This window comes from Corynebacterium sp. ACRPH, from assembly GCF_022347285.1.
Classification (GTDB): Bacteria; Actinomycetota; Actinomycetes; order Mycobacteriales; family Mycobacteriaceae; genus Corynebacterium.
Window position 1 is genome coordinate 147,957 of record NZ_JAKRND010000003.1, and the last position, 26,101, is coordinate 174,057.

18 protein-coding genes, 1 tRNA gene and 2 pseudogenes are annotated in these 26,101 nt (G+C 63.3%); 15 read left to right on the forward strand and 6 right to left on the reverse strand.

Annotation, left to right across the window (positions count from 1 at the left end):
• Positions 1-7: 7 nt before the first annotated feature.
• The 5 genes from MHX66_RS02690 to MHX66_RS02710 all read left to right on the forward strand — a co-directional run bounded on the left by MHX66_RS02690 (position 8) and on the right by MHX66_RS02710 (position 11,199).
• Positions 8-907, forward strand: a complete 900-nt coding sequence (locus MHX66_RS02690; protein WP_239199407.1) for a TIGR02569 family protein — start codon at positions 8-10, stop codon at positions 905-907.
• 92 nt (positions 908-999) lie between these two features.
• Entirely contained in the window at positions 1,000-4,380 is a 3,381-nt protein-coding gene (locus tag MHX66_RS02695) for an ATP-dependent DNA helicase (RefSeq protein WP_239199410.1), read from the forward strand.
• Positions 4,381-8,001, forward strand: coding sequence for a UvrD-helicase domain-containing protein (locus MHX66_RS02700; protein ID WP_239199413.1), 3,621 nt, complete (start codon positions 4,381-4,383; stop codon positions 7,999-8,001). It abuts the gene before it with no gap.
• Between the two features lie 13 nt (positions 8,002-8,014).
• Positions 8,015-9,097, forward strand: a complete 1,083-nt coding sequence (locus MHX66_RS02705) for a TrkA family potassium uptake protein (protein WP_035004280.1) — start codon at positions 8,015-8,017, stop codon at positions 9,095-9,097.
• Between the two features lie 11 nt (positions 9,098-9,108).
• On the forward strand, positions 9,109-11,199 hold the full coding sequence (locus MHX66_RS02710) for an ATP-dependent DNA helicase UvrD2 (protein WP_239199416.1): 2,091 nt from the start codon (positions 9,109-9,111) through the stop codon (positions 11,197-11,199).
• Positions 11,200-11,219: 20 nt separating this feature from the next.
• Here the strand turns inward: MHX66_RS02710 and MHX66_RS02715 are convergent, their stop codons facing one another.
• Positions 11,220-12,101, reverse strand: a complete 882-nt coding sequence (locus MHX66_RS02715) for a hypothetical protein (protein WP_239199419.1) — start codon at positions 12,099-12,101, stop codon at positions 11,220-11,222.
• 145 nt (positions 12,102-12,246) lie between these two features.
• Here MHX66_RS02715 and MHX66_RS02720 point away from each other — a divergent pair, with 145 nt between their 5' ends.
• Positions 12,247-12,837 carry a M48 family metallopeptidase gene (locus tag MHX66_RS02720; protein WP_239199422.1) on the forward strand — a complete coding sequence of 197 codons (591 nt, stop codon included), beginning with the start codon at positions 12,247-12,249 and terminating at the stop codon, positions 12,835-12,837.
• Here MHX66_RS02720 and MHX66_RS02725 read toward each other — a convergent pair whose 3' ends face one another.
• Positions 12,838-14,337 (reverse strand): zinc-dependent metalloprotease, encoded by a 1,500-nt coding sequence (locus MHX66_RS02725; RefSeq protein WP_239199425.1) that lies wholly within the window; start codon positions 14,335-14,337, stop codon positions 12,838-12,840.
• A 144-nt stretch (positions 14,338-14,481) separates the two neighbouring features.
• Between MHX66_RS02725 and MHX66_RS02730 the strand changes: the two genes are divergently transcribed.
• On the forward strand, positions 14,482-15,561 hold the full coding sequence (locus MHX66_RS02730) for a PDZ domain-containing protein (protein ID WP_239199428.1): 1,080 nt from the start codon (positions 14,482-14,484) through the stop codon (positions 15,559-15,561).
• A 30-nt stretch (positions 15,562-15,591) separates the two neighbouring features.
• On the opposite strand, the gene MHX66_RS02735 is transcribed toward MHX66_RS02730, so the two are convergent.
• Entirely contained in the window at positions 15,592-16,152 is a 561-nt protein-coding gene (locus MHX66_RS02735) for a PPA1309 family protein (protein WP_239199431.1), read from the reverse strand.
• A gap of 131 nt (positions 16,153-16,283) precedes the next feature.
• On the opposite strand from MHX66_RS02735, the gene MHX66_RS02740 reads away from it, so the two are divergent.
• The 8 genes and pseudogenes from MHX66_RS02740 to MHX66_RS02775 all read left to right on the forward strand — a co-directional run bounded on the left by MHX66_RS02740 (position 16,284) and on the right by MHX66_RS02775 (position 23,252).
• Positions 16,284-19,355 carry a UPF0182 family protein gene (locus MHX66_RS02740; protein WP_239199434.1) on the forward strand — a complete coding sequence of 1,024 codons (3,072 nt, stop codon included), beginning with the start codon at positions 16,284-16,286 and terminating at the stop codon, positions 19,353-19,355.
• Between the two features lie 96 nt (positions 19,356-19,451).
• Positions 19,452-19,525: transfer RNA gene (locus MHX66_RS02745), tRNA-Met, on the forward strand.
• A 145-nt stretch (positions 19,526-19,670) separates the two neighbouring features.
• A pseudogene (locus MHX66_RS02750) lies at positions 19,671-20,060 on the forward strand (hypothetical protein); the annotation flags it as partial.
• A 58-nt stretch (positions 20,061-20,118) separates the two neighbouring features.
• Entirely contained in the window at positions 20,119-20,655 is a 537-nt protein-coding gene (locus tag MHX66_RS02755) for an HNH endonuclease (protein WP_239199440.1), read from the forward strand.
• A gap of 16 nt (positions 20,656-20,671) precedes the next feature.
• Complete coding sequence (locus MHX66_RS02760) at positions 20,672-21,244, forward strand: recombinase family protein (RefSeq protein ID WP_239199443.1); 573 nt, start codon at positions 20,672-20,674, stop codon at positions 21,242-21,244.
• Between the two features lie 153 nt (positions 21,245-21,397).
• A complete protein-coding gene (locus MHX66_RS02765; RefSeq protein WP_239199446.1) occupies positions 21,398-22,438 on the forward strand; it encodes a DUF4192 domain-containing protein in 1,041 nt (346 codons plus the stop codon).
• A 159-nt stretch (positions 22,439-22,597) separates the two neighbouring features.
• Positions 22,598-22,741 (forward strand): hypothetical protein, encoded by a 144-nt coding sequence (locus MHX66_RS02770; protein WP_005291046.1) that lies wholly within the window; start codon positions 22,598-22,600, stop codon positions 22,739-22,741.
• A gap of 91 nt (positions 22,742-22,832) precedes the next feature.
• On the forward strand, positions 22,833-23,252 hold the full coding sequence (locus tag MHX66_RS02775; protein WP_239199449.1) for a single-stranded DNA-binding protein: 420 nt from the start codon (positions 22,833-22,835) through the stop codon (positions 23,250-23,252).
• 390 nt (positions 23,253-23,642) lie between these two features.
• Here the strand turns inward: MHX66_RS02775 and MHX66_RS02780 are convergent.
• The 3 genes and pseudogenes from MHX66_RS02780 to MHX66_RS02790 form a co-directional block, all read right to left on the reverse strand.
• Positions 23,643-23,747 (reverse strand): annotated as a pseudogene (locus tag MHX66_RS02780) (IS6 family transposase); the annotation flags it as partial.
• A gap of 115 nt (positions 23,748-23,862) precedes the next feature.
• Positions 23,863-25,050, reverse strand: a complete 1,188-nt coding sequence (locus MHX66_RS02785) for an MFS transporter (RefSeq protein ID WP_042529876.1) — start codon at positions 25,048-25,050, stop codon at positions 23,863-23,865.
• Between the two features lie 85 nt (positions 25,051-25,135).
• Complete coding sequence (locus tag MHX66_RS02790) at positions 25,136-25,738, reverse strand: TetR/AcrR family transcriptional regulator (protein WP_042529878.1); 603 nt, start codon at positions 25,736-25,738, stop codon at positions 25,136-25,138.
• Positions 25,739-26,101 lie beyond the last annotated feature (363 nt).

A 26,101-nucleotide genomic window follows, 5' to 3' on the forward strand; every position in this document is an offset into this window, starting at 1 on the left:
CGAGCACATGATCAACGAAGATTCTCACAGCGACTTCAATTCCCCGCCGCCGGCGCACATCCTGGCCAGTTTCCAGGTGCCCTCGGCGCACCCGGTGCTGCTGGAACAGGAGTGGAGCCAGGGGTGGCGCTGCGACCGGGCGGTGATCTCCCGGGCGGATGAGCCGGCGCGGGCGGCGTGGATTGCCAAGATCATGTCGAAGGTGCGCCCGGCGGGGGTCTCCATGTCGCGACCCATCTTTTCCTCCGACGGGCGCTTTAGCGTGTCCGGTTGGCGGGCGCGCACTTTCATGTCCGGCCACCAGTCGCCGCGCTTCGACGAGATGGTGGCGGCCGCCTTGCGCCTGAACGAGGCACTGCGTGGCGAAAAGAAGCCGACGTTCCTGGCGCCGCCTGTAGCAGGGGAGAAGTGGAACGAACACGACCTGTTTGCCGCGGCGGACCAGGCCGCGTTCGCCGAGGATCCGGCGCAATGGGTCACCCCGGTGCTGGCGCCCGAGAGCGTGCCGCGAGAGGACGCTGCCGCCGCCCTGGTGAAGGCCGCAGGCCTTGCCGAGCTGCGCGAACCGATCGTGGAGGACGACCAGCTGGTGCACGGGGACATCGCCGGATGCACCATCTTCGACGGCACCGCCGACCCCATCGTCACGGACCTCTACCCAGCGTGGCACCCGGCAGCCTGGACCGTCGCGCTGCTGATCGTGGACACGATGGCCTGGGGCAACGCGCCGGATGCTCTGCTGGATCGTTGGGCGCATTTGCCCGACTTCACGCAGCTGGTGCTGCGGGCGGCGATGTACCGGCTGTTCTTGCATGCCATGCTGCCGAACTCCCAGCCGGAATCGTGGGAGGGGCTGGCGCGCGTGGCCGACGTTGTGGCCGCCTGGGTAGCGAAGCGGGAAGGCTAGTCGCCGTCCGTAATCGAGGTCCTCGCCCATAATCGAACACGAAATAGGTATTCGCCGGGAGGTTGTCCGGGGCACATGACAGACTTAGAGCCATGGACCACGGCAGCCTAAAGAACCCTCACAGCAACCCACCCCTAAACCCTAACCACGACCTCGAAAAACGCCTCGGCGCCAGCGGGAAACCCAAGGTTCGGCTCGGGCAGCCCACGGATGCGATCCAGCCGTCGGAGTTATTCGATGGACTTGCCGGTGCCCTGGTCGAGGGTTCGGCGCAGGTGGATTACTCCCGGCCCTATGCGATCCTCGGAGGGCCGGGCACGGGTAAGACGTCGCTGCTGATCTCCGCGGCGCGGGACTTTCTGCTGCAGGGGGGATCGGCGTCCGAAATAATGTTTTTCGCGCCGTCGAAGGAGGCGGCGACGGCCGTGCGCGCGGTGCTGTACCAGCGCATGGCCGGGGAGGGCGGCTACGCTGCGTCCGGCACGTTTGTGCGTTCGGTGCACTCGTGGGCCTTTGCGTTCTATCGCAGCGTGCAGACTCTGCGCGGGCAGAAGCAGCCCCGGTTGATTACGGGCGCGGAACACGACATGCAGATCCGCGAGATTCTGCGGGGCACCGAGGAGGACGGCAACCGGTACTGGCCCGCCAACGTCGTCCCCGCGCTGAGCTACGCGGGCTTTGCCCAGCAGCTGCGTGACCTGCTGCTGCGTGCCACCGAACGTGGTCTATCGGCGCAGCAGCTGCAGGAGCTAGGGGTCGAACACGACCGCCCGATGTGGGAGGCCGCGGGGCGCTTCCAGGAGGAATACCAGCAGGTCCAGCGCCTGAGCCGTTCGGAGAGCCTGAACGCCTCCGAGCTGCTGCACGCGACCTTGGCGGCCTTTGAGAAGCCGGAAGGCGAGCAGCTGGTCGAGCGGCAACGGGAGAAGGTGAAGCTGCTGCTGGTCGACGATGCGCACAACCTGGATCCGGCCTCTGCCCGGCTGATCGAGAGCTTCATGGTGCCAGGGACCCGGACCCTTATCGTGGGCGATCCGGACCAGTGCGTGTTCCACTTCCGCGGTGCGGACGAGGCCTTCCTGGACTCCTACTCGCAGGACCCGGACCACCGGGTGGTTTTGAGTGCTTCTTATCGTTTGACGCCACCTGCGGCCCAGTCCGTGAACGCCCTCCGTAGGCACTTGGGCGCGCAGCCGAGCCGCGTGGAGCTGCGCTCTGCGGGTATTAGTGACAGTGCCATTTCGAGCGTGCGGGCAGATGGCAGCTCTGCAGGCGTCGATTCTGTGCAGGTGACGATCACGCCGACGGAGACCGCGGAGCGGCTGAAGATTGTGGATGTGGTGCGGCGCGCGCACATCGAACAGCAGGTGGCTTGGGACGACATCGCCGTGATCGTGCGCGGCACCGGCAGTATCGCGCGGGTGCGCAGGACGCTGATGGCCTACGGCGTGCCCGTGAAGGTGGACCCGACCTCCGTGGTGCTGGCGGAACAACCCCTGGTGCGGATGCTGCTGCTGGCTGCAGAAGCGAGCTACCGGGATCTCACTGTCGCGGAGATGCACAGTGTGCTGGAAGGCAGCGTGGGCGGCGCGGATCCGGTAATGGTGCGCCGCGTACACCGCGCGGTGGCGCTGGCCATCCGCTCCGCGCAGATGGCCGGGCAGTCGCTGCGAGCCCACGAGGACGGCAGGCCCTTCCAGGCCGCGGACTACGTCACGGAGCTGCTGAACCACCCCGACGATCCGGACAATCAGTGGATTCTTGGCCACTGCGGACCCCGCGAGCAGGAGGTCATCCAACGTGTGTCCACGGTCTTGGAGGCCGGGCGGCAGGCTTGGAAGAACCGCCAGGGCACGGAGATGGTGCTGTGGAAAATCTGGCAGGCCACCAAGCTGGACATGCACCTGCGTGCGCAAGCGCTGAAGGGTGGATCGCTCGGCGCGCAGGCCGACGCGGACTTAGACGCGGTGATGAGCCTGTTCGATATTCTGGGCGACTTCGCAGAGCGCAACCCGCACGCACAGATGGAGAGCTTCGTAGAGAACCTCCGCGCCCAGAAGGTGCCCACCGGAGGGCGCGACCAGCGCGGCGTGCGTGCCGGGGCCGTGGAAATCCTTCCGGCTCACGCGGCTGCGGGGCGCCAGTGGAAGGTGGTGGCCATCGCCGGAGTTCAGGAGGGCGAGTGGCCGACCGGCCCGACCGTCGGCGGGCTTTTCGGCCAACTGGAGCTGGTGGACCTGCTGGACCGGGGGATCGACCCGAGCGTGCCGGTGGCGCGTATCAACGATGCCATCGAGGAGGAGCGCAGGCTTTTCCTGCTGGCACTCAGCCGCGCATCCGACAGTGTGCACGTGACCTGCGTGCGGAACTCCGGCGATGAGGCGCTGGTGCCCTCAAGGTTCATCGCCGAGATGGGTGTGGAGCCCACGGAACTGGCTACAACCGACGAGGCGGAAGCTGCAGCGGGGAGCAAGGTCTCTGGCTCCGGGGCGGGCTCCTTGCCGCGCGTACTGGCCATCGAATCGTTGCTGGCGGAGCTGCGCGATGCCGTCACCGCCCCTAACCGCCCCGGCCACGAACGGCGTGCGGCAGCACGGAACCTGGCCAAGATGGCGCAGGCCGGGGTGCACGGTGCAGCTCCCGAAGATTGGTGGGGCATGGCGGAGCCCTCCACGGACGCGCGTGTGCTGGCCGGGGATAAGATCCGATTGAGCCCTTCCAAGCTGGAGAGCTGGAGCACCTGCGCGTTGCGTACCTTCCTGGACAGCAACGGAGGGGTGAGCGAATCCACCGAGCCGATGCGCGTGGGCATCTTCATTCACGCTATCGCCGAGCAAATTGTGCAGGGCATGGATCTCGACGAGGCGCAGCTGGCCGTCCGCGAAATCCTTCCGCACGTGCTGGACGGACCAGCGTGGAAGGACGCGCACACGGTGGCGCGCTGGGAAAAGGGCGTCAAAAAGCTACACGACTTCATTACCGGCTACAGCGACCAAGAGCTCGAGACCGAGCGAACGCTACGGGCGCGCGTCGGACAGACTGCCGACGGGGTTGAGGTGACGCTGAGTGGGCGCGCCGACCTGCTGGTGACGAACCCGGAGGACGGGCTGACACAGGTGATCGACTTCAAGACCGGCAAAAACGCTGTTTCGAAAAAAACTGCGGCGGAAAGTCCGCAGCTGAGCGCGTACCAGTTCCTACTCACGCTCACCGAGCGCCCAGGTGGTAATGGGCAAAAGTACCGCCCCGGGGGCGCAGAGTTGGTGTACCCGGGGACTTCGGCCAAGACGATTACTGAAAGAAACCAGGCGGAGCTGACGAAAGAACAACTGAGCGGAGTACACGACCAACTTATGGAGATTGCGCCGGTGACAGCGGGGCCGACATACCTGGCCACGCTGAATGACGGCTGTAGGTATTGCGCCTTCAAGGCGATCTGCCCCGCACAGGACGAAGGGAACCAGGTGATTTAAATGGATAGCAACCGACACATCTTCAGCCCTCAGGAGCTATCCCAGCTGATGGAGCAGAAGTTCGCCCCGACTGACGAGCAAGCGGAGGTTATCCAGGCCGGGCCATTCGGCAACTTCCTGGTCGTTGCCGGCGCAGGTGCGGGCAAGACCGAAACCATGGCGGCGCGTGCCGTGTGGATGGTGGCCAACGGCTACGCTCGGCCCGAGCAGATCCTGGGTCTGACCTTTACCCGTAAGGCCGCGGCCGAGCTGGGAGAGCGCATCCGCCAACGCCTGCAGACACTGGCGGGAAGCGCCTTCATGGACCAACTGCCAGCAGACGATCCGCGGCGCGAGGTGCTAAAGAACATTGCGCCGGCGGTGGCGACCTACGACTCCTACGCAGGGGATATTGTCCGTGAATACGGTCTGCTGATCCCCTCAGAGCCAGCCGCCCGGCTCATTACCGCTGCCGAACGGTGGATGGTCGTCCGCGACGTGGTGTACAACTCTGACAGCTCTTTAAGCGCTCAACGGACCGTCCCCAACGTGATTGCGGACGTGTGCGCTCTATCGGACGAGATGGATAACCACCTGGTCGGCATCGAGGAGGTCGAGCAGGAAAACATGGCAGCGATGAAGCTGCTGGAAGAGCTGCCCAAGGGAGCGCGAAGCAGGAAGGAATTCACCGACGACAACACCAAATTCCTGGAAGCCCAGCAGTATCGCACCGAGCTGCTGAAGCTGGTGCGGAAATTTCGCGAGACTCTGCAGGAGCGCGATCTGCTGACCTTCGGGCAGCAGATGAGCAAGGCAGCGGAGCTTGTGCGCGATCACGAGATGGTGGGGCAGGACCAGCGGCGCCGCTTCCGCGTGGTGATGCTGGACGAGTACCAGGACACCGGCCATGCCCAACGGGTCATGCTGCGTTCGCTATTTGGCGGCGGGCGCGCGGGCGAAGGTAACTTCTCCGCGATGGCGGTGGGCGACCCCATGCAGTCGATCTACCAATTCCGTGGAGCCACGGCCTCCAACCTGGAGAAATTCCGCACCGACTTTCCCGACGCGGCCGGGAAGCCGGCCGGAAAGCTGCAGCTGCTGACCTCCTGGCGCAACCCCACCATGGTGTTGGACATGGCCAACAAAGTCTCTACATGGTCCATGGAACGCAGCACCGAAAGCACCGGGCGCCTGGTCTCCGAACTACGCCCGCGACCCGGTGCGGCAGCGGGGGAGGCGGCAGTGGCGTTCTTCGACGAGCGGGAGCAGGAACTCGACTGGCTGGCCGACAAGCTGCAGGCCCAATGGCAGGCTTACCAACGGAAACTGGAGACGGCGGACGACCCGGCGAAGGTCAAGCCATTCTCCGCAGCGGTGCTAGTGACCGTAAACGCCGATGCAGTGCCGATCTACGAAAAACTAGTGGAACGCGGGGTGCCCGCGGACATGACAGCAGGGCCGGGGCTACTGAACATTCCCGAGGTCGCGGACGTGTTCGCAACACTGCGAGTACTGGTGGATCCGACCGATGACGTGGCACTGCTGCGGCTCTTGACGGGCCCGCGTTGGAACATCGGAGCCGCCGACCTTGCAGTTCTTACGCGCCGGGCGGAGCAGATCGCCCAACGCGGAGCTGAGGAAGCGGGCGCCATCGACGACGCTGCAATGGAACGGCAGCGTCAGGAAAGCATCGAACTACTCCGCACCCCTGGAGTGCGCGACGAGCTGATCGAGGCAGTGCTAGAGGCCATCCCGAACGCCACGGAGTTCTCCGTGGGACTGATCGATGCGCTCGCCGACCTGACCGACGCCGAGGAGATGGGCATGTCGGTCGAGGGAGCCCAGCGGCTAGCGCAGCTCGGCCGAGAGCTTGGATACCTGCGCCGCCACAGCCTGGGTAAGAACCTGCCGGACCTGCTGGCGGACATCGAAAAGATGCTGGGAGTCCGCACGGAAGTCCTCACCCGCTGGCACCGCCGCCCCGAACAGGCGATCGGCACCAGCCACCTGGATAAATTCGCGCAGATTGTGCGGGACGTTTCCCGCACCGGAACCGCCACCCCTAAGGCATTGGTGGAGTACCTGCTAGCAGCTCAATCGGAAGAAGACGGGCTGGACCCGGGCGAGGTGCAGCGCAAGGACAACACCGTCCAGATTCTCACCGTTCACAAGGCAAAGGGGCTGGAGTGGGACATCGTCGCCGTGCCGCATGCCTCGCGTGAACGCTACGGGGATTATTCCCAGCCACGATCCGAGGATGCGTGGACCACCAAGGCACAAGTGCTGCCGAGCAGCCTGCGCGGCGATGCCGGAGACGGCCCGGGGGCATACCCGACGCTATTAACCGACGAGGCGGAAGACCGGGTCGGTCATACCAAGGCGTACAAAGAGTTCAACAAGCAGGTCAGCCGCTTCCGCGCCAAGGAGAACGATCGACTGTTTTATGTGGCCATCACCCGATCCGAACGGGTGTTGTACGTCAGCGGATCGGCCTTTAAAGCGTCTGCGAACCGAGGCAACGACCCATCAATTTGCCTTGCTCTGCTGCATGAGCACCTCCAGCAGAGTGGCGCAACGGACAGCGTGGGGCACTGGTCCGAAATGGGCAAGTACTACAAGGACCTGGATAAGATGCTGGACGATCCGGACGGCCTGCCTATTGAAGATAAACAGATGCTGCCCGACCCAGAGATCAACGGCAAGCGCTTGGACTTTGAGGAGGCGCGCAAAGAACGAGATGCTGCCGCAGCCACCGGCGCCGTCTGGCCGTCCCCTGCCTCAGCCATTGCGAGCCCCGGCGTGGCCGAAGGTGCAAAGCAGGTGCGCAAGGAAATCGAGGCTACGTACGCAGCACACGCGCAACACGCACAGGACCAGCCCGAGCCAGGCGTCGCTGCGAGCGAAGCGCCCACCACCCTCGCCGAGGCCTGGGACCTCGAGACGAACCTGCTACTCGAGGAGTTCTCGGCAATGGATAATGCCGAGCTGGTGGTTCCGCTGAACGTTCGCATGACTGCCACCGAAGCCGTGAGCCTACGCAAGGATGACCAGGAGTTCGCCCTGCGCGCCCGCCGACCCATTCCGCTGGAGCCGAAGCCCTATGCCAAGCGCGGCACTGCTTTCCACAACTGGGTGGAGGAACGATACAAGCAGGTCAGCCTGCTGGACGAAGATCAGCTCCCCGGCGCCTCCGATGCAACCCTGGAAGACCCGTATCTCGAAACGCTCAAGGAGGCCTTCCTGCGCTCCGAGTGGGCCGACCGCCAGCCCGAGAGCGTGGAAGGGGCGTACTCCGTCACTATCGGCGGCCACGTGTTCGAAGGCCGAATCGACGCGGTCTTCCACGACGGAACCGATCCCACCGCCGGATGGATCGTTGTGGACTGGAAGACCGGACGCAAACCTACCGGCGCGGATATGGATGCAGCCGCCATGCAGCTGGCCGTCTACAGGCTCGCCTGGGCGAAATTGCTCAGCGCGAAACTGGGGGTGGATGTGCCCGCCGAGAACGTCCGGGCTGCGTTCCACTATGTCGCGGCAAATGAAACCTATGAACCGCGTACACTACTGTCTGCAGACGAGCTCGAAGGGATGCTTGGGGGCGTCACTACAAAGACCAACCAAGACAACAACGAGCAGTGACGAGAGGACGTAGATGAAGTACCGGCTGCGCGAACGCTTCCGCGCCGACGATGAAGTCGATGAGCTACCGCCGCACGCGCTGCTTAACATCGTCCAGATCCCGACCTCAGTGGTGCAAAGCCCCTGGTGGCTCATCGTCCGACGAATGTTCTACGCTTTCCTGCTGGTGCTGTTCGTCGCCTGCCTGGCCTACTTCGACCGGGACGGGTACGAGGGGATGGAAACGTTTGTAGACGCCCTGTACTACTCGTCGGTATCCCTGTCGACCACGGGCTATGGTGATGTCTCGCCGCAGACGCAAAATGCGCGGCTCGTAAACACCCTCATCATCACCCCGGCCCGCCTGATCTTCCTGATCCTGCTGGTCGGTACCACGCTGTCCGTCCTTACCGAAGAGTCCCGCAAGACCCTCAACATCCGCCGCTGGAGGAAGAAAATGCGCAACCACACCATCGTCATCGGCTATGGCACGAAGGGGCGCTCCGCCATCGCAGCACTCTTGGCCGACGGCGTATCGCCCTCGCAGATCGTGGTCGTGGATACGGACCGGGAGGTGCTGGACCAGGCCTCCGCGCAAGGGCTGGTGACCGTGCAGGGCTCCGCCACCAGGTCCGACGTTTTGAAGCTCGCCGGTGTTAACCGTGCTCGCGCCGTCGTTGTGGCTCCGAACCAGGACGATACCGCCGTGCTGATCACCCTGTCGGTGCGCGAGATCGCCCCGGCGGCAACCATCGTCGCCAGCGTGCGCGAATCCGATAACTCGCACTTGCTCCGCCAGTCCGGCGCGGACTCCGTGGTGATTTCTTCCGAAACGGCGGGCCGTCTTATGGGGCTGGCGACCGTCACCCCGTCGGTGACGGAGATGATGGAGGATCTGCTGTCCCCGGACGAAGGTTTTTCCATCGCCGAGCGGCTGGTCAGCGAAGAGGAAGTGGGCGGCAACCCGCGCGTTCTGGAGGACGTGGTGCTGGGAGTGGTGCGCTCCGGCGAGCTGTACCGCATCGACTCCGCCGAGGCGGAGACGATCGAACCGGGCGACCGTGTGCTGTATGTGCGCTCTAACCCGGGAGCCGACGACATCCTCGGCGCGAAGTAGGGGTGCCTTAAGTGAGCTCCCTGCTGGACGGACTGGACCCGGAACAGGCAAGAGCTGCCTCGGCCCCGCGCGGGCCGGTCAGCATCATCGCCGGTGCCGGCACAGGTAAGACCCGCACCATTACCCACCGCATTGCTCACCTCGTGGACGGCGGGTTCGTCAACCCCGACCACGTTCTGGCGGTCACCTTCACCGCCCGCGCCGCCGCGGAACTGCGCGAACGCTTGGCGCTCATGAACATCCCCAAGGTGCAGGCCAAGACGTTTCACGCCGCGGCGATGCGGCAGCTGAAGTACTTCTGGCCCGCCTACGCCGGCGATCTGCCGTGGACGTTGCTGGATAACAAGTTCCGCATTGTCTCCCGCGCCGCCCGAGCCGTGGGAGTGGAAACCAGCACCGCGATGCTCGCCGACCTGATCGGGGAGATCGAATGGGCGAAGTCCTCTCTGATCAGCGCGGAAGACTACCCGGATTACGTCGAGCCCCGGCGCCGCGATTGCCCGGTAGACCCCAAGACATTCGTCAAGGTCTTTCAGGGGTACGAGAGCATGAAGACCACGCCCGAGGGCATGCTGCTGGACTTCGACGACCTGCTGTTGCACATGGCGGCGGCTATCGAATCCAACACGGGCATCGCCGACGAGTTCCGCTCCCGCTACCGCACCTTCGTCGTCGACGAGTACCAGGACGTCACGCCCCTGCAGCAGCGCGTGCTGGACGCCTGGGTGGGCGACCGCGACGACCTGACCGTGGTGGGCGACGCCAACCAGACGATCTACAGCTTCAACGGCGCCACCCCGGAGTACCTGCTGGACTTCACCACCAAGTATCCGGAATCCACCACCGTGCGCCTGTACCGCGACTATCGCTCCACCCCGCAGGTCGTGGACCTGGCGAACAACGTCATCGGCAAGGCGAAGGGGCGTGTGGCGGGTACTCGCCTGAAGTTGGAAGGCCAGCGCCCCGCAGGCCCACTCCCGCAGTTCCACGAGTACCCAGACGAGCCCGCCGAAGCTGTGGCGGTGGTTAAGGAAATCCAGGCGCTCATCAGCAAGGGCGTAGAGCCGGCGAACATCGCGATCCTGTACCGCATCAACTCGCAGTCGGCGAATTACGAATACGAGCTAGAACAGGCCGGAATCGGCTACCAGGTCAAGGGCGGCGAGGGCTTCTTCAAACGCACCGAGATCCGCGAGGGCATGAATGCCATCATCGCCGCGGCGAAGAAGTACGACCCAGCTCCGGAAGACGTGCCCGATGCCGTCCGCGCCGCCCTCGTCCCCGTCGGCCTGACCACCACCGAACCTTCCGGCTCGCAGGAACGCGCCCGCTGGCAGTCCCTGCAGGCGCTGTTCGACCTGGTTAAGGAGATCACCTCCAGCGCCGCCGAGCCCTTAAGCATGCCGGGCGTGGTGGCGCTGCTGAAGGAGCGTATGAGCGCGAAGAACCCGCCGAAGTTCCAGGGGGTTACCCTCGCCAGCATCCACGCCGCCAAGGGCCTGGAGTGGGATGCGGTCTTCCTCGTCGGCCTGAACGAAGGCACCCTGCCGATCCGCCATGCGCTCAAGGGCGCGGGCTCGGAGGAGGCCATCGAGGAGGAGCGCCGCCTGTTCTACGTCGGCATCACCCGCGCCCGCGAGCACCTGCACCTCAGCTGGTCGCTCGCGCGCCAGGAGGGGTCGAAGGCGAACCGTCACCGCACCCGCTTCCTCGACGGGCTGGTCCCGCAGGAGGAAGCAGCCGCCGCCCAGCGCCGCTCCGGCAACGGAGGTTCCCGCGAGAGACTCGGCACGCCGAAGAACGCCTGTGTCGTCTGCGGCGCCCGCCTGGGCAGCCCCGAACTGAAGATCCTCGGCCGCTGCGGCCAGCACGCCCCCGAAACCGATCACCTTTTGCTCACTGAGCTGCGCGATTGGCGCACCACCCAGGCGAAAGACAAGGCGGTGCCGGCGTATGTCATTTTTACTGACGCCACGTTGCGCGCCATCGCCGAAAAACTGCCCACCACGTCTGACCAGTTGCTGGCTGTGCCGGGCATAGGCCCGGTGAAGGTCCAGGAGTTCGGTGAGGACGTGCTGGCTATCGTCAGCAACTATGCCTAACTGTGTCTAACCGTGGCCAACTAGACTCGCACCGCCCGGCAGGAAAGGCAGCTGTCGTTGAAGGGCACCTGATAGGTCTGCACGGCGCCGGTGGCGAAATCCACCAGCCGCCGTTGCTTCAAAACCTCGGGGATCTCCGGCTCCTCCGGTGGGGGTTCCTGCTGGAGCCGCGCCGCCCGGCGTGTGCGGATGAAGTCCTTGTGCGCCTGCCACCAGGGCAGGACGTGCTCATTTAGCATCATCGCCAGCTGCGTGGAGGCCGCCTGAATGAGGTGCCTCTCCGTGCTGCCGGGCCTGCCCGTGGCCTGCAGGCGAATGCCGCGCCAGCCGTCGTCGATCTTGCCGTAGTAGCTATCCGCGCAGGCCAGGCAGGGCGTAACGCCCGGCACGACCAACGGCCCTAGAACCGTCTTGCCGTCAACGATGCCGGCAGGGTAGTGGGCCACGCGGTTGACCATCAGCGCATGCTGCACGTCCGGGGTGGGGAACACCGCGCCGGGCAGGGCGATCAGCGAACGCCGAGCCTCGCTGGGCGTGGACGTGATGCTGTAACTTAAGCCCAGCGCCTCCAGAACGGGTTCCAGCCGCTCGCTAGCCACGCCGGAGGCCAGTACGTGGAAGCTCACGTTCCCCTGGGAGGGGCGCAGGATCTTCGCCTGCATCATCTCAGAGAGCATCAGCCGCGCATCCTCAGATTCCAGCCCGCAGTAGCCCAGCTTCTGGTGCAGTTCGTCGAAGCCGATTCCCCCACGGGCCAGGGCGAACACGTGTGCCACCTGGCCGGGGTTCACGCTCTTCGGCAGCGGCAGAATCATCGACTCGTGCGGCAAGACCCCGAACTGCAGGCCGATCGTCGGCCTGGCCAGGATGGCTGTGCTCGACGGCAAGTTAAGCTCTAGCATGATTGCATTCCCCTAAAACCCCTGTCACTTAAAACCCCAGTCCCTAATATCCTAGTGCGGCAGCCTGCGCTCCCCATGCGCGCTGTGCAGTCGCCTCTCACCCTAGCAGCGCTGCATTGTCCTCGCTGGTGGAAAGGTTGTTCCGATGGCTCCCTCCTTCCGCTCCCAGGCGATCGACCCGCAGCGGTTGGCCCGCGAGGTACAGGAGGATCTTGCAACCCAGCTAGGCCCTGAGGTGACGGTGCCGCCCATCACCATCCGCCTGTCCACCCGGCGCAAGAAGACAGTCGCGGTGCGGGAAGAAGGCGATGGGTTCTTGGTCATGTCGCCCGCGGCCATCGGAGAGGCCGAGCTGCGCAGAATCAGCGTAGAGCTGGTGGGGAAGGCGCTGAAGAGTCGGCGTCAAACAATGGGCAACAAGGAGCTAGCAGCGCGGGCGGTGCAGCTCAATGACAAGTACCTCGGTGGTCGGGCGACAATCGGGGAGATCAAGTTCGTCACAAACATGAATACGCGCTGGGGCAGCTGCTCGGTGCAGTCCAAGCGCATCCGGATCGCGCACCAGTTGCAGGAAGTGCCCGGCTACGTGCTGGATGCCGTGATTATCCACGAGCTGATCCACACGTTCGTGCCGAATCACGGCCCGGAGTTTCGTAAATGGGAGGCGCGCACCCCGCAGCTGGAGAAGGCACAGGGCTACCTGGAGGCTTTCAAGCGCTGGGGGATGCGCGGCTAGCTACTCTTTGTCGCTGTCGCCGTTCTCGCTGTCCTCGCCAGCGCCGTCTTCGTCGCTGCGCTTCTCGTTGAGCTCCCGCTCCAGCTTCTCGATCTCGCTGATGGGGTTGAAGTCCTCCATCTCGTCCTCGTCGAAAGCCACGCTGCTGATGAAGGCCGCCGGGTTGTCCAGGTCGGAGGCCACGGGAAGGAAGTCGGGGTGGTCCCACACGCCGTCGCGCTGAGTGACGCCCACCGCATCATCCAGCTTGCGCCACAGCTCGGCTGCCTCGTTTGCCTTCGGGGCAGTGAAGCTAATTCCGACGGCCTTGGTCAGCGCATCCATGGCGGGGGAACCGTTGTTGCGGAACTCGGACCAAGCGGCACCAATCATGGCCGCTCCAGGAATGCGGGAGTTCAGGGCGGAACCTACGACATAATCCACCCAGCCTTCGATGAGCGACAGGCTGGTTTCCAGGCGCTCGCGGGCGTGGGCGTTAGTGGAGACAACCTGGGGGGAGAGATCCTGACCCTGCATCCGCTCCATCATCTCCTGCATCTTCGCCGGATCGTTCATGGATTCCGGGGTGATCTCCCGGGTGGCTTCCTCAATGGCGGAGTAATCCAGCGACAGGCCGGCGGCGAACTCCTCGACGTCCAGGATGAGGCGCTCCACCAGCCACGGGACGTGCTTGAACAGGCGCAGATGCGCGGCCTCGCGGGCGGCCAGGTAGATCAGCGCCTCGCGGGGCTCGCAGCCCAACTTCTTGGCCATGGAATCCAGGTGTTCGGTTGCGATCGCGGCGGTATCGCCCTCGGCCAGCGGCACGCCCCACTGGGTGGACAGCACGACGTCGGTGGCCATCGCGCCCAGGGTGTTGCCCAGCTGGGCGCCGAAGTTCATGGCGTTGATCTGCTTCATCATTCCCGCCAGCGGGCCGAGCTGGCTGCGCATTTCTTCCGGCACGCCACCCAGGGCAGCGTCGCCGAGCTTGTCGGCCAGGGGAGTGACCACGCGCTTCCACGTTTCGAAGGTTTCGTCCAGCCACTGCGCCGGGCCAAAGGCCACGGAGCCGGAGGCACCGGCGGGCAGGTGGGTGGCCTCGTCCAGCCACAGCTCGGCCAGACGAACGGAATCGGCCACCGCCTGCGAGTCGTTATGACTGGGGCGGGTGTCCTTGTTGGTGGCGGCGATCCGCTGGCGCGCGGTGCGCTTGGCCAGTCCGTAATTGACCGGCCCCCGGCCTTCGGCACTGTTCATGTCTGTACCGAATCCGGAGAGCATGGAACCAAACTGGTTCAGGATGTCGCCCAGGTTGCCGGCTCCCATGTTGCCCGCGCCGCCGTTCATTCCGCCTGCGCCGCCGCCCATGGGGCCGCCGAAGAAGAAGCCGAACGGGTTGTTTTCGTTCCCGTTGTTCCCGTTTTCGTCGCGGTTGTTATCGCGGTTCCTATCGCCGTCTTTGTCGCGGTCGTCATCGGAATCGTGCGGGCCGTGGAAGCCAAAACCGAATTTACTCATGTACCCCACCGTACCGACTGTTGCAGGGTGAAAACGACCTCGAAAGGCCGCGAAGGCGCCTAAATGCGTGTGCTGAGAGCGAACAGGGTTCGACCTGTGCCGGGGTGGGCAAACCTGTCGGGTGGAGCATGTAAAGTTGGGCGAGTGAAGTTCTGGAACAGGCGAAATCGCACCATTGTAGTGGGCGCTGTGCCCGTCGTGGCGGTCTTTTCCCTCCTCGGCCTGCCGTCGATCCCCGGCACCGGCATCGACCTGACTGTCCCCTATGCAGCTGAGGGGAACGGGCCGACGTTCAATACTTTGGGCGAGGTCGATGGCCGCCAGATCGTGGACATCAGTGGTGCGAAGACTCACCCGACCAGCGGAAACCTCAACATGACCACCGTGTCCGTCCGCACGAACATGACCTTGGCGCAGGCGCTGAAGCGCTGGGTTTCTACGGACGACACCCTGGTGCCGATCGAGCATGTATTCCCCTCCGGCAAGTCTTCGGAGGAAGTACAGCGTCAGAATGCCGCCGCGTTCGCCAATTCGGAGTCTAACGCCACCATTTCGGCGATGAACCACCTGAACAAGCCCCTGGAGACCATGGCGCTGGAGATCTCCGAGGATTCCCCGGCGCAGGGCAAGATCGAGGTCAACGACATCATCACGAAGGTCGATGGGGAGAAGATCACGCTGCCCAGCGAGCTATCGGAGAAGATTAAGGGCTACAAGCCGGGCGACGAGGTCACTGTCACCGTCAAGCGCCAGGAGAAGGACAAGGACATCAAGGTCAAGCTCGCCGAGCTGCCGGAGGAGGTGCGTGGCGACCATCCGAAGGACACTGCCTTCCTTGGCGTGACGGCCGTCGCCCAGCCCGGCGGTGACATCAAGGTGGAGTACAACCTGACCGACATCGGCGGCCCGTCCGCCGGACTGATGTTCTCTATGGCGGTCGTCGACAAGCTGACGCCCGAGGAACTGACAGGTGGGAAGTTCGTCGCCGGTACCGGAACTATTGACGCCGCAGGCAAGGTCGGCCCGATTGGTGGCATCACTCACAAGATCGCCGCCGCCAAGGAAGCCGGTGCAGAGGTGTTCCTAGTGCCGGCGCAGAACTGCGCCGAAGCAGTCCACGAGCCGCCGGAGGGGATCACTCTGTTGAAGGTCGATACGCTCGACGATGCGATCAAGGACCTCAAGAACTACAACGACGGCAAGCAGGCCGATACCTGTAAGTAGCGGCCAGCGGCTACTCGCTTCTATCTGCTTTTATTCGTCGGCCTCGAAGGTGGCGCGCAGGGTGTGAATCACGCCGGGGGCGATGTCGTCCCCGCCGAGCAGCTGCACCTTGTCCTGGCCGAAGGGATCCTCCGCAAGCTCCTCCTCGCTGGGGCGTAGCTGGATAAGGGAACGCTCGGGGCCGGAAAAGTCGGCGTCACAAAGAATTCCGCTGAACAAGCGAGCCTGGCGCGGGGCAGGGTCCGCACCGGGCGCGGCGTTGGAGAAGGTGATCTCCTGGGCGAGGATCGCCCCGACGACGGGGGCGGGCCAGCGGATGGTGGCGAGGAACTGTCCGAGTTCCTCGCTGCCAGGGCGGATGTGCTCCGGGATGTCCTCCTGCACCACCAGAGCCAAAGGGTTGGCCGGGACATCGTCGTCGAAAGCCTGGGGCGCAGCATCGGCGATCAGCGAGGCTGGCACCAGGGCGAACAGGGTGGCCGGTTGGTCCCAGCCCTCGGCCTGCACGAAGTCCACTGCCTCGCGCAGAGCTGCGTTGAGCACACGCTCGTACTGCAGATCGACGTTCGGGGAGGAATCGGGAGAGGTCATTCGTGATGCCTTTCTTTCGTTGGGGGATGGGTTGGGGTTTGTTATGAGGCTTTAAGAATTGTACGTATCCTGGTAGAAACATCGCGATCAGCGATACCCACAGGTGCGATTAGCAGGAGAGTATTTAAGCCTTGAGCACGCCCACGCCACCGTCTTCGGGTCGCCCGAAGCAGCCGTTCCCGTCCAGCCCAGGGTCGAGCAGGCGCTCGAAGTTCCTGGGAATCCTGGTGGCAGCCATCGCCATCATGATCTTCATTGTGCCGGTGGTGGTGAGCACATACACCGACTTCGCCTGGTTCCGCAGCGTGGACTACCAGGGCGTGTTCATGAACGTGATCGTGACCCGCCTGGTGCTCTTTGGGATCTTTGGGCTGATCGGCGCACTGATTTCCTGGTTGGCGGCGTATCTGGCGTACCGCGCGCGGCCGGACGAGATCGAATCCCTGGGCACGTCTTCGCCCCTGGCCGAGTACCGACCGCTGATCCGCCGCAACATGCGCCCATTCCTGGTGGGCATTCCGCTGTTCGTCGGCGTAATCACCGGCATGATTGTGCAGGCCAACTGGCGCTCGGTGCTGCTGTTCCTGAACGGGTCGAACTTTGGGGTGCACGATCCGCAGTTCGATAAGGACCTGGGCTTTTATGCCTTTAACCTGCCTTTCCTGCAGATGCTGGTCTCCACCTTCAGCGTGCTGCTGATCCTGGCTTTTGTGATCAACGGCGTTGGCCACTACCTGCTGGGGTCCATCACCACAGGTAACCCGCGCGTGGGGGAGAAGGCTTCTATCTCTACGAATGCCCGCCGTCAGCTGGCGGTTATTGCGGGCGCATGGATGCTGTTGAAGGCGGTCGGCTACTGGTTCGACCGCTACGGCCTGCTTACCCGTTCGCACGAAACCTTCACCGGTGCCTCTTACACGGACATCAATGCTGTGTTGCCCGCGCAGATTGTGCTGCTGGTGATCTCGATCTTCGTGGCAGCCATGTTCTTCATCACGATTGTGCTGCGCGACCTGCGTATCCCGGCGCTGGCGGTTGCACTGATGGTGGGTTCTTCGCTGACCGTGGGGCTGGCGTGGCCCGCGATGCTGGAGCAGTTCTCCGTCAACCCGAACCGCGCGGAGAAGGAGCGCGAGTACATCGCCCGCAATATCGAGGCCACCCGCTTCGCTTATGGCATCGGTGAAGACAAAGTCACTTACGACCGCGATTGGGGTTCTGCCGGTGACGCTGCCTCGCAGGAGCAGAAGAAGGCCGTTGCCGACGACTCCGCCACGCTCTCTAACGTGCGTTTGCTGGATCCGGAGGTGCTGAGCCCGACGTTCACCCAGCAACAGCAGCTGCGTAACTTCTATGGCTTCCCTGACGAGCTGGCGATCGACCGCTACGAGGTGGACGGCGAGATGCGCGACTTCGTGGTCGCCGCCCGTGAGCTGAACCCGAACACCCTGGACGGCAACCAGAACGACTGGATTAACCGCCACACCGTCTACACCCACGGCAATGGTTTTGTGGCAGCACCTTCCCGCAAGGTCGACGAGGTAGCCCGCGACGTCGGCTCTGCCCGCGGTGGCTACCCGGTCTACACGGTCGCGGATTTGCAGTCGATGCAGTCCGGTAAGCAGGGCGGCGAGCTGGAACTGGATATCAAGCAGCCCCGTATTTACTTTGGCCCGGTTATTGCTTCGTCGAACCAGAACAACTCTGACTACGCGATCGTCGGCACTACCGAGGGCGAGCCGCTGGAGTACGATACCGACGCATCCAACTACACCTACACGGGTACCGGTGGTGTGGACGTTTCCAACTACTTCAACCGCCTGATGTTCTCGGCCCACTTCGAGTCGATGAACATGCTGCTGACGGATCGCATCGGTGAGGGGTCGAAGATCCTTTACGAGCGCGACCCTCGTGAGCGTGTGCACAAGGTTGCTCCGTGGCTGACCACGGATTCAAAGACTTACCCGATCGTCATTGACGGCCGTGTGAAGTGGGTCGTTGACGGTTACACGACGTTGAATAACCTGCCCTACTCCGAGCGGATTGGGCTCACTGATTCTACTGCGGACGCCCTCAACCCCGACGGCGTAAGTGAAACCCAGGTCGTCGACAATGAGGTTGGCTACATTCGCAATTCCGTGAAGGCAGTGGTCGATGCCTACGACGGCAGCGTGGAACTGTACGCCTACGATGAGGCGGACCCGGTGCTGAAGGCGTGGCGGGGCGCGTTCCCGGACGTGGTGAAGCCGCGTTCCGAGATCAGCAAGGAGCTGGAAGACCACCTGCGCTACCCGGAGGACATGTTCAAGGTGCAGCGCGAGCTGATCGCCAAGTACCACGTCTCCGACCCGGGCGTGTTCTTCCAGAACGACTCTTTCTGGTCCGTTCCGACGGATCCGACGGCCCCGCAGGACCGCCAGGACAACGCGCAGCCGCCGTACTACGTGGTGGCGGCCGATCCGGAGACGAATAAGCCCTCCTTCCAGCTGATTACCCCGTTCCGTGGCCTGCGCCGTGAGTTCCTGGCAGCTCACATGTCCGTGGGCTCCGATCCGGATAACTACGGAAAGATCAACGTGCGAGTGCTGCCGACGGGCACGCAGACGCTGGGCCCGAACCAGGCGCAGGATACGATGATGTCCTCCGACGAGATCGCCCGTGAGCGCACCCTGCTGGCCGGAACGAACGACCTGACGAACGGTAACCTGCTGACGCTGCCGGTGGGTGACGGGCAGATCCTGTATGTCGAGCCGGTCTACTCGCAGCGTAGTGGGCAGGATTCGGCCTTCCCGAAGCTGCTGCGCGTGCTGGTGAGCTACGACGGCCAGGTGGGCTATGCGCCGACCATCGCTGAGGCTCTGGACCAGGTGGGGATCAAGACGTCCTCCACCACTGACATCCAGGAGATCGACGGTTCGGTCGTTGATCCGACTAAGGGTGGAGACAGCGACGACAAGGGCGACAAGGGCGACAAGGCCAAGGACGCAGACAAGGACAAGAAGTCCAAGGACGAGCAGAGCTCCGATGCGAAGGGCGCTGCCGGCAAGTCTGATGACAAGGGCACCGATACGGCTCCGGAACAGCGCGTGCGCGATGCGATGGACAAGGTGAACAAGACCCGCGAGTCCGGCACCTTCGAGGAGTTCGGTAAGGCACTGGACGAACTGGATAAGGCGGTCCAGGATCTGCAGTCTGAGCGCTAAGCCCCGGTGGAATCGCCTGTGACCAGGCGATTTCACTTTATCCAAGCTCTGCGTTACAGTAGGGGAGTCGCTGACGCGATGGCGTACAGCACTCGTCGCGGGGTGGAGCAGCTCGGTAGCTCGCTGGGCTCATAACCCAGAGGTCGTTGGTTCGAATCCAGCCCCCGCTACTAAGACAGGGTCCCTACCAGTGCAAATGCTGGTAGGGACCTTCTTCATTTCGCGCTCGGATCGCCATTTGGTGCACTACGTGGTGCACTAGGGTCAAAATCCTGCACCAAACGGAACTGCGACGCTCCACCGAAGCGGCACCCACTCGGCCTGATCTACTTCAACCAACCGAAAGCGGGCGAGGACGAGTTTGAGATCCTTGACGGACAACAGCGCATCACGTCCATCGGCAGGTTTTATAAAGACCTGTTTGTGGTCAAGGATGAGCGTGGCAACGAGCAGTACTTTTCATCACTGAGCGAGGACCAGAAAAACCTCATCCTCGACACTGAACTGCTGATTTATGACTGCCACGGCACCGAGGACGAGATCAAGGAATGGTTCAAGACCATCAACATCTCGGGCGTGGAACTCACAGACCAAGAGTTGCGCAACGCCGTGTACTCCGGTCCATTCGTCAACGCCGCCAAAAAAGGTCTTCTCCAACTCCAGCTCAGCGATCATGTCGAAGTGGTCGAATTTTGTACGCGGTGAACCCGCTCGCCAGGAGGTGCTCGAAGTCGCTCTCGACTGGATCGCTCAACGTGACGGCGTGAGCATCGATAACTACATGGCCAAGCACCGCGATGACGACAACTGCAATGAGCTGCAGACGTACTTCACCACCGTCATCGACTGGGCCGCAAGCGTGTTCAAGATGACGGACAGTTCCATGCGTGGAATCGCGTGGAACAAGCTCTATGAGCAGTACGGCGACAAGGGCTACGACGCAGCAGAGATGACCGCCGAAGCACGCGAGCTGCTTTCCGACTCGCAGGTCCAGTCGAAAAAGGGCATCTACGAGTACCTGCTCGGCGGCAAGAAAGAGACGCGGCTGCTTAGCGTGCGTGTCTTCACTGAGGCTGTCAAAAAGCGCGTGTACAAGCGCCAGACGGACGCCGCCGAGAAGAACGGCGTTTCGAACTGCTCGTATTGCGCACTCGGCCACGAGGGGGTCAAGACGAAGATCTGGCCGCTCAAGGATATGGACGCTGATCACGTCACCGCATGGTCGAAGGGCGGCAAGACCGAGGAAAGCAACTGCGAGCTGCTCTGCAAGCCCCACAACCATGCCAAAGGTAACGCATAGGAGCAGGTGACTAACCATGCTTATCGGTTACGCTCGCGTCTCCACGTCGAAGCAGGGGCAGTCGCTCGACACCCAGCGCGACGCCCTGATCGACGCTGGCTGCGACCCAAACCACATCTACTCAGACACCATCTCCGGCACCAACTGGCAACGGCCTGGCCTCGATGACGCGCTGGCGTACATGCGCCCCGACGACACGCTCGTTGTGACGCGCTTGGACAGGCTCGGCCGCAGCCTCGCGGACACCGTGAACACCATCGCTGACTTGGCGGAGCGTGACATCAACGTCAAGGTATTGGAGCCAGCGCTGGACACGTCCAAACCCACCGACAAGGTGGTCATCAACGTCATGGCAAGTCTTGCCGAGTGGGAGCGTGACCTGCTTGTCCAGCGCACCCGTGAAGGCGTAGCGCACGCCCGCGCTCAGGGCAGGGTCGCCGGTCCCAAGCCGAAACTTAGCAACGAGCAGGCGCAGATGGCCAAGGAGCTTATCGAGGGTGGTAAGCCCGTCAGCGCAGTAGCCAGGACATTCAACGTCTCGCGGCCGACGGTCTATCGCGCTCTCAAGCGCATCGAAGCCGACGCTTAGACACAGGCTGCGTCGCTAGCGCTCGCACCCGGTAAGCCAAGCATCAGGCTGCGCTAGCGACGCTCGGCGCACATGAGTGCTGCACCGCTGGGATACGCCTGCGACCGGCAGAGCCGGGCCGAATACGGGATTGACCGCGTACACCCCGTATTCGTGCAAAGGAGCACTGCCATGTCCACTCATTCCCACACGTTTGCATCCCACGGTGAGATCCTCGCGAACCTCCCCGGCATCCTCGGGTTCTACCCGAACAACTCGCTGATCCTGGCGTTCTTCGTCGACGACGAGGGCGTCGACACCGTCCGTCTCGGCCCGGTCGCGCGGTTCGACCTGGACGAGGCCGTGGAGAAGCTCACCGAGAGCCGCGAGCGGTTCGCAGCGTGGGTCCACCACCTCGAACTCGACGCTGTTATCGCGTACATGATCAGCGATGACATTGCGCAACCGATCTTTGATGAGACGGCCACGTACCTCACCAGCGGGGCAGTGCACCTACCGCCGCTGCTCGGGGTGGTGCAGGTGCCCGAGATCGTCACCGGGGCTGCGTGGTGGTCTGTGTATCAGCATCCGCTCATCGACGAGCCGCGCCACGGCGTTGTCGGCGAGGTCGCCGCATCGGCGGCGCTGCAGCAGATGCTTGCAGACACCGGAGAGCTGCCGGAGCCGAGCAAAGACGACATCGAGGCACGGTTGAACAGCACCGATCATGGCATCGACGCCGCAGAGCACGCCGACATCATCGAAGACGCGCTGGCGTATATCCCGCCCATGTTCGCAGACGTGCTGCAGCGTGAGTACGAGCAGGCGGCGGCAGGGATCACCCAGCCGAGCACTCGCGCTGTTCGATCGGCGCTGAAATGCTTCACCACGCCGCGCTTGCGAGACGCGCTGCTCGCGGCGCTGCTCGATGACCCGCAGGCGGGCCTTGCGTTCATAGAGCAGGTTATGCGCGCTGTCCCGACCAGCTGGCCGGGGATGCGGGCGCAGCTCACCGCCACTGTCGCAGTGCTCGCGCACGCCACCGGCCAGCCGGGACTAGCTGGCGTGGCTGCGCAGCGAGCCACCGAGATCGGGCCAGACGAGAACTTCCCGTCTCTGGTGGCGAAGCTGACCGATATCGGCCAAGGCGAGCGGATGGTCGAACTCGTCCGTGAGGGCGCCGAGAAGACCCGCACGATCTTGTTTGCCGAGTAGCACCACACACCCCGTTGCAGCGATGCAATGGGGTTTCTTTTTCTCGTCGGCCATCGCTTGCGACAACAGATACCTCAACGAGGTAGGGGAGCGGCCTTTAGACAGCAGAGCTGTCTCCAACAGACGGATTGACCATCAATCCGAACAAGGAGGCACGTGATGCGCGACTTCATACATACCGACCTGGAACTGCTCTACCAGCTCGCCGACGGCATCGACGGCGAGGACGCCGATCCGGGCGCAGCGCAAGAACTGCGCGACCTAGAGGCGGCAGGCACACCGCTGCCTTGGGCAGTGCTGTAACGACAGCGCAACCACCCCGCAGCAGCAAAGCCGCTGCTTAAGTACCCAAATTGCACAGCAAATCACATCCACTCACGTAAGGAGAACCATCATGTCTAACCCCTTCAACAACGGCACCATCGTCGGCAACGCAGCTCGCGCACCGAAGCTGTTCGAGCACGCAAACGGTGGCGCGACGGTGAAGCTCAGCGTCTATGCGCGCAACACCTTCAAGAACAAGGCCACCGGCAAGGTGGAAAGTGAGATCGTGGAGCTGACCGGCTACGTCCAGGACGCTAAGAACCCCGGCGTGTTCGGCTGCGTCGGCTCCGGCGATCGCGTTGCGGTGAGCTACTCGTTGAAAACCGACGTCTACACCGACAAGGACGGTGTGAAGCACTACCCGCTGGTCGCACGCATCGACACGGTGCAGTTGATTGATTCCAAGAAGGAGTCCGCGGCCCGAGCAGCCCGTCGAGGCAACGACGCTGCGACCGCAGCGCTCGCAGACGCTGAACAAGCACCGTTCTAGTTACAACAACACCCCGTAGGTTTCCCTGCGGGGTTATTTTTTTCTTCAAAATACTAGATCCGCCGAGGTCGTGGTCGACCCATACATCGATTCGTACAGTTCCCGTGTCGCTGAGATGGGATTCATCCAACCTTGCCCCCCGGAAGAGCGATTCATCCAACCTTGCCCCCGGAAGAGCCCAGTGCAGGTTGTCGACCACCTGTGGGAGCTCCTGGGCCTACAAGACCAGGTACCCGTTACGACTCCCAGAAATACAAGATCTGACCCCTGCGAATGTCGCCCCGGACCTTGAGACCGTCGGTCCCCATTTCAGGTGCTGTTGCAAAGTTGGGGGGAGAGCAGCGAAGACTCAGTTTCTCATTCCCTGATGGCCGCTGCGTGTGGGCGTTCTCAGGCCGTCTCGAAGACCCGGTTGACGATCACCGCGTCCGGGTTCGGTTGCCCATAAGCAAACATCGTGCCTTGCCCTTTCCGCAATGAGTGCATCGCCTCCACAGCGCTACATGGAGACGAGAACGCCGTTGGGATGCGAAAATAGCTACGTCTGTTTGATGGTCCAGGAGATCGACGGGCCTGCCGATTGGAGATGTGATCTGATCAGATCAGCAGATCAGACACAATCTACTGTTTCAGTTGCATGGGGCGGTCGAAGAGGTTGTCTTCTGCCTCGTGCTTGTGTTGCGAGGGTGAGTGTGGCGAGAACGGCGAAGGCTGCTCCGATCCACATGGCTGCGGAGGGATCGTCACCGGCTCGGCCGATGGCGAGCGCGCCGATTGCTGATCCCAGGGCGACGCCCATGGTAATGACGGAGGTGTGCACCGTGCTGACCATGTTCCCGGTTCCTCCGATTTCGGCGACGCGGGCGACCATGGCGGGGTTCATCGGCACTCCGGCGACGCCTACGATGAGCACCATGGCCAGCACGAGCGGCTGTGCGTTGCTGAAGGCTCCAAGGAGCGCGAGTGAGATGAATAGCAGTGTGTGTCCGATGCGCAGGATGCCGATGGCGTGCTGGTCGGCGAACTTGCCGACGATGAGGTTGCCGATGAAGGACACGATCCCGTAGGCGAGCAGGATCAGGGTCGTCGTATTCGTCGCGAAGCCGGCGTTCTGTTCCAGCAGCGGGGTGAAGTAGGAGAAGCCGGCAAAGGCTGCGCCGATGGTCAGCAGGCTGACCAGGTATCTGGACCAGAGTTTCGGCGAGCGCAGCTTGCGCAGGTCCTGTGCGGCGGCTTCCTGGGTGGCGGCTTCACGGGCGGGCAGGGTGAGCAGGCTGATGAGGAACACGGCGAAGGCCGCGATGCCTAGGATGTAGAAGCTGGACTGCCAGCCCCAGCGGGCCGCGAGGAAGTGCGACAGCGGCAGGCCGATGACGGTTCCGATCATGATGCCGCCGAGCACGATGGACACTGCTTCGCCGATCTTCTCCGGACTCGGGGCCAGTCGGGCGCTGTAGGATACGGCGATGCCATAGGCGGCGCCGGAGAGGCATCCGGTCAGGACGCGAAGCAGTGCCAGCCACCAGAACTCGTGGATCAGCGGGACCAAGACCTCCAGCGCGGCATAGGTTCCGATGACGATCAACAGCGAGGCTTTGGGTGGGCGATGCCGCAGGAGGTACACCAGCAGCGGGCCTCCGAGCGCCATGCCGAGCGCGTACAAGGTGACCACCGTCCCGACCTGGCCGGTCGAGACGCCCAGGTCTGCGGCGATCTGCGGCATCATCCCCGCGGTCTGGAACTCGCTCATGACCACCACCATGATCGTGAGCATCAGTACGTACAGGTATTTCTTCATTGCCCGGTCTCCAATGTGGATTCTCTAGTACAAAATAAAGGTGCAGGTGAGCCCGACAGCTCACGGATTTCTCAGTAGTGGCGTATCAAGGTGTCAGGGCACTGAGGCCGAGTGCGACGATCCGCCGCAGTTCCTCGGGTGCGGAGCCGGCCTGTGCCATGACGCGAATCCCTGAGATCAGGGTGACGACCAGCAGTGCGGTGTCCCGAGCGTCCAGGTCCGGCCGGAGGCTGCCGTCGAACCTGCCGGCCCTGACGGCGTGCTCCAGCATCGCGAGCTGGCGTCCCAGTGCACGGTCGAGGATGCGGGCGACGCGCGGGTCCTGACTGCCGCGGTCCGGCGTCATGCGTGTCGTCACGACCATGCACCCGGCCGCGTGCCCTTCAGTCGACGCCTCGTACTCCTCGGCGATCATGAGATTCAGAACGCCGCTCACGCGTGCGAAGCCATCCAGTTCGGCATCGGCGAGCACCGCCTCCTGACTCTCACCAGTGACCTCGACATAGCGCTCCAGTGCTCGAACGAACAGCTCATCCTTGGAGTCGAAGGCGTTGTACAGGCTGCTCCGCCGCACCCCGGCCGCCGCGCACAACTGCTCAGTCGACGTGTCCGCGAATCCACGCACCCTGAACTGCGCGGCCGCGGCATCCAGCACCGTCGCCTCGTCAAACGTTCGTGGTCTACCCATGTCCGCGATGCTAGCAGATGATGGACTATGGAGTACAAAACAAACACAGGCCGCGACCGACGCAGCGTCGACTGGTGCAGCCGTTGTTGAATGGGCTGCCCGCATGACGTGCACCTGGCTCGTATAGGTGCTGTTGCAAAGTTGGGGGGTGTCCCTATGTTTTTGTCAAGCGTCAGGCCGATGTTGACGAGTACAGTCTTGGGAGTAGTTTCTTAGGCGTGCCTAGGAGCCGACCAGCGTGCGCTGGTCGGCTTCGTTTTGGGCTTTATGCGGCGACGGGGCGTGGCGGGATTTCGCGGAAGAACTCCTTGTTTTTCAGCATCGCGTAGATGACATTGCATCGGCGTCGTGCCAGGCAGATGA

Excerpts from the sequence above, each read along its gene's own strand:
- MHX66_RS02690 (WP_239199407.1), top strand. The coding sequence starts at position 8 with ATGATCAACGAAGATTCTCACAGCGACTTCAATTCCCCGCCGCCGGCG.
- MHX66_RS02695 (WP_239199410.1), top strand. The coding sequence starts at position 1,000 with ATGGACCACGGCAGCCTAAAGAACCCTCACAGCAACCCACCCCTAAAC.
- MHX66_RS02700 (WP_239199413.1), top strand. The coding sequence starts at position 4,381 with ATGGATAGCAACCGACACATCTTCAGCCCTCAGGAGCTATCCCAGCTG.
- MHX66_RS02705 (WP_035004280.1), top strand. The coding sequence starts at position 8,015 with ATGAAGTACCGGCTGCGCGAACGCTTCCGCGCCGACGATGAAGTCGAT.
- MHX66_RS02715 (WP_239199419.1), bottom strand. The coding sequence starts at position 12,101 with ATGCTAGAGCTTAACTTGCCGTCGAGCACAGCCATCCTGGCCAGGCCG.
- MHX66_RS02720 (WP_239199422.1), top strand. The coding sequence starts at position 12,247 with ATGGCTCCCTCCTTCCGCTCCCAGGCGATCGACCCGCAGCGGTTGGCC.
- MHX66_RS02725 (WP_239199425.1), bottom strand. The coding sequence starts at position 14,337 with ATGAGTAAATTCGGTTTTGGCTTCCACGGCCCGCACGATTCCGATGAC.
- MHX66_RS02735 (WP_239199431.1), bottom strand. The coding sequence starts at position 16,152 with ATGACCTCTCCCGATTCCTCCCCGAACGTCGATCTGCAGTACGAGCGT.
- MHX66_RS02760 (WP_239199443.1), top strand. The coding sequence starts at position 20,672 with ATGCTTATCGGTTACGCTCGCGTCTCCACGTCGAAGCAGGGGCAGTCG.
- MHX66_RS02770 (WP_005291046.1), top strand. The coding sequence starts at position 22,598 with ATGCGCGACTTCATACATACCGACCTGGAACTGCTCTACCAGCTCGCC.
- MHX66_RS02775 (WP_239199449.1), top strand. The coding sequence starts at position 22,833 with ATGTCTAACCCCTTCAACAACGGCACCATCGTCGGCAACGCAGCTCGC.
- MHX66_RS02785 (WP_042529876.1), bottom strand. The coding sequence starts at position 25,050 with ATGAAGAAATACCTGTACGTACTGATGCTCACGATCATGGTGGTGGTC.
- MHX66_RS02790 (WP_042529878.1), bottom strand. The coding sequence starts at position 25,738 with ATGGGTAGACCACGAACGTTTGACGAGGCGACGGTGCTGGATGCCGCG.